Genomic DNA, 2,700 nt, shown 5'->3' on the forward strand with positions numbered 1-2,700 from the left:
AACGGCGATCAATACCTTCATCGCGAGTCGCCCGAGTACCGCGACGCCGTCAAGCGCAAGACCCACGCCTATCACGTCTTCATTCAGGCTGGCATCGTCTGCCAGGGACTGCTTCAGTACCTGGCAGCGGTATTCCCTTCACTCGTCTGGAGTTCCTTTGGATCCTGGCTGCGCACCATCCGTCCCGGCATCCCTCCATCGGAGTTGGTTGTCGCCAGTGCACTACGACAATGCCTGCCCGAATTTCTCGTGAATAGCGCCAAAACCAATTTCTTCGCGAAATTCATCGCCGAAAGGCAGGACCCTGACACCTTCGAGATGTTCCGACTGGCCACATAACCCCAAGACTGTGCCGAACTCGGCACTCTTGAGGTGACTACGTATCCCTGGAGAAAATGCAGGGTAGGATGCTGGTCGGATCCACCGCGCGAGTCCGTTTCAGAAGCGGAAAAATGTGAAAGGAGCAAGGGTGAGAAGGAATGCCACAAACAAGCTGAAAGTAGTTGCGGTGCGCGTCGACCCGAAAATCGAGCAGAGGCTCAGGCTATTGGCCGACGCAACCGGGCGCAAGCAGTCGTTCTTTCTGCAACAGTTGATCGAAAGCGGGATTGGCGCTATCGAAGAGATCTGGTTGCCGCCGGCAGTTCTTGCACAGGTCCGTGAAGGCGTTCTGCCGTCGCCGGACCCGACGAAAAACTCGACTGCAGACCTTTTCGGCGATGTTGCGGGTCAAAACGTTTGACACGATCACTGCGATACGCAGAGAACCGCAGGCACCCAATGCACTAAACCCTGCCGAGCACTGCAGCGAGCGGTTGAGCAATCTTCGTGTAGTCGTGCCACACCTTGGTCTCGAGTTCCATCAAGACCTGCTTTTCCACTCGATATGCAGGGTCATGGAACCGCTTCATGAAGCGGGCTCGAAACTCGTCACGAGTGATGCACTCACCGGTGCTCAGCAGCGTCAAGGTCTGATGCTTGTCGGTCATTTGGCTCCCCCATTTGGTGGGTGTGCCTTCAGCAAGCGACGTGCCCGCGCGCGTCGGCGAGGCGCCAGGCCTCTTCTGTGCACCAGACGCATTGCCAGCTAGGCGCCGGACTTGTCCCCCAGAAAGCCGGGCAGACCGATTGCCGATCTGCTCTTCGCGATTTCCACGCCGCGCCGCACGGCGGCATCGAAATCTTCTTCGATTGCCGGAGGCGCGGACATCGTGGTTCGAAACAGATCCGCCCAGCGGAACTCCTCCAGCGGCACCGTCGTTTTCTCGTACCCTCCGGCTTCGCGCACAAGGCCCGCGAGGCTGCGGTATGGATCGTCTTCGAGTTCGTACACGTGCCTCGGCATCGCTCCGAACACGATGCGCCGGCCCCGCGCGTCATAAGGCCAGGTCCAGCTCCGGTTTTCCAGCGTAAGCCAGAACGGAGCGTCATCCAGCGAGGAAAGGTCCGCCACGAGCACCACCGGCACCATCTTGATCCCGGCCGCCCACAACGCCGCCGCAACATGATGATGATCGATGGCAAACGCTTCGCCGCCGGGTCCGAGCACAATCGGGATCGGCTTCTCGGCAATCGCCATCTGGAGCTTGCGGCCCGCGAGGCGAGCGTAGTCCTTCGCCTTTTTCACGACCTCGATGCGTCCATGCGTTGCCTGAGTAGGACGCAGGCTATCAATGGCGATCTGCTTCATTTGCTTCTGTGCTCCGTGCACTCTCTTCGCGCTTTTCGAGGCGCCGTGTCATCGCAATCCGCACGCAACGAGGCACGAAGTGATCCGTGCCGCGCGGAAGCGGGCACTTGATAAACGTGCGAATCGATCTGGGAAAAGCGGAATGACTCCGCCAGGCGCTCAGCCGGATTTGAATGGTTGGGCAGCAGCGCGTCGGTCGGGCGGCGCAACCTGTGTGCGCCCGACGCACCGCATGCTTCCAGACGACGTCTCACTCCGCATGCGGATCAGTGGCAATGGCACGGCGGCAATCGTCGTAAATCACCTTTACGAGTTCGCAGTCGTAGTTGAGATCGTGTTCGGTGAAGAGGTCGTTGACGGCGTCGCCGACCCACTCCCGGTCCACGATCCCTTGATGCACTTGCGCGATTCGCCGAGCGGCGAACGCGAGCTGCGCAGTGGCCAGCCAGTCGGCACGGCGCCGATGGCGATTCAGCCACTTGCGCGCGGCCTCGACATGGAAGGCGCTCTCGGGCCACGTGCCATCCAGATAGTACGTAGCAAGGGACCCGCACGCGAGCCAGCAAAGCAGTTGGGTGCGATCGTATCGATCGAGGTGTTGATAAGCATTGTCCATCATCTTCCCCTCGCGCTTTGACCGGATGACGATAGCACGCCGAAGCACCCTCGTAGCGCCCTGAATCGAGCAAAACCGTTCAGGAAAATCCCTAGGTGAGCAGGAAAACTCCCTTGTTTTACCGATCCGGCGCAGCACCATTTTCGATTCCCCTTGGCGCGGTTGCCCGCTATTCGAGTCGTCTGTGAAGGTTGGTTGCGGACCGCGCGCTCTTCGTGCAGAGCTTCACCCGCGGCACAAAGTTTGCGGCCGGAAGGCTTGCGGTATCGCAGTAGATGACCGGCGGACCATCGGCGGTGCATCCTTTCAGGGAGCAAGCAATGAGCGAGACAGTCGGAGACTTTGTTGTCGAGCGTCTTCACGCGTGGGGCGTGCGCCGCATCTTCGGATATCC

General features: G+C 59.9%; 4 protein-coding genes and 1 pseudogene. 2 read left to right on the forward strand and 3 right to left on the reverse strand.

Going from position 1 to position 2,700, the window contains the following annotated elements:
- Together AWB81_RS46225 and AWB81_RS41775 are read left to right on the forward strand one after the other, a co-directional pair.
- A pseudogene (locus AWB81_RS46225) lies at positions 1 to 339 on the forward strand (IS4-like element ISCku4 family transposase); the annotation flags it as partial.
- A gap of 130 nt (positions 340 to 469) precedes the next feature.
- Positions 470 to 742: a YlcI/YnfO family protein gene (locus tag AWB81_RS41775; RefSeq protein ID WP_062644362.1), complete on the forward strand. Its 273-nt coding sequence runs from the start codon at positions 470 to 472 to the stop codon at positions 740 to 742.
- A gap of 43 nt (positions 743 to 785) precedes the next feature.
- Here AWB81_RS41775 and AWB81_RS41780 read toward each other — a convergent pair whose 3' ends face one another.
- From AWB81_RS41780 to AWB81_RS41790, 3 genes are all read right to left on the reverse strand, one after another.
- Positions 786 to 989, reverse strand: coding sequence for a hypothetical protein (locus tag AWB81_RS41780; protein ID WP_062644364.1), 204 nt, complete (start codon positions 987 to 989; stop codon positions 786 to 788).
- Between the two features lie 98 nt (positions 990 to 1,087).
- Positions 1,088 to 1,690, reverse strand: a complete 603-nt coding sequence (locus tag AWB81_RS41785) for a ParB-like protein (RefSeq protein WP_062644366.1) — start codon at positions 1,688 to 1,690, stop codon at positions 1,088 to 1,090.
- A gap of 250 nt (positions 1,691 to 1,940) precedes the next feature.
- Positions 1,941 to 2,447 carry a hypothetical protein gene (locus AWB81_RS41790; protein WP_235026217.1) on the reverse strand — a complete coding sequence of 169 codons (507 nt, stop codon included), beginning with the start codon at positions 2,445 to 2,447 and terminating at the stop codon, positions 1,941 to 1,943.
- Between the last annotated feature and the right edge of the window lie 253 nt (positions 2,448 to 2,700).

Source organism: Caballeronia arationis (assembly GCF_001544975.2).
GTDB lineage: Bacteria > Pseudomonadota > Gammaproteobacteria > Burkholderiales > Burkholderiaceae > Caballeronia > Caballeronia arationis.

What these genes read in the sequence shown, in the direction of transcription:
- AWB81_RS41780 (WP_062644364.1), bottom strand. Translation starts at nt 989, where the DNA reads ATGACCGACAAGCATCAGACCTTGACGCTGCTGAGCACCGGTGAGTGC.
- AWB81_RS41785 (WP_062644366.1), bottom strand. Translation starts at nt 1,690, where the DNA reads ATGAAGCAGATCGCCATTGATAGCCTGCGTCCTACTCAGGCAACGCAT.
- AWB81_RS41790 (WP_235026217.1), bottom strand. Translation starts at nt 2,447, where the DNA reads ATGGTGCTGCGCCGGATCGGTAAAACAAGGGAGTTTTCCTGCTCACCT.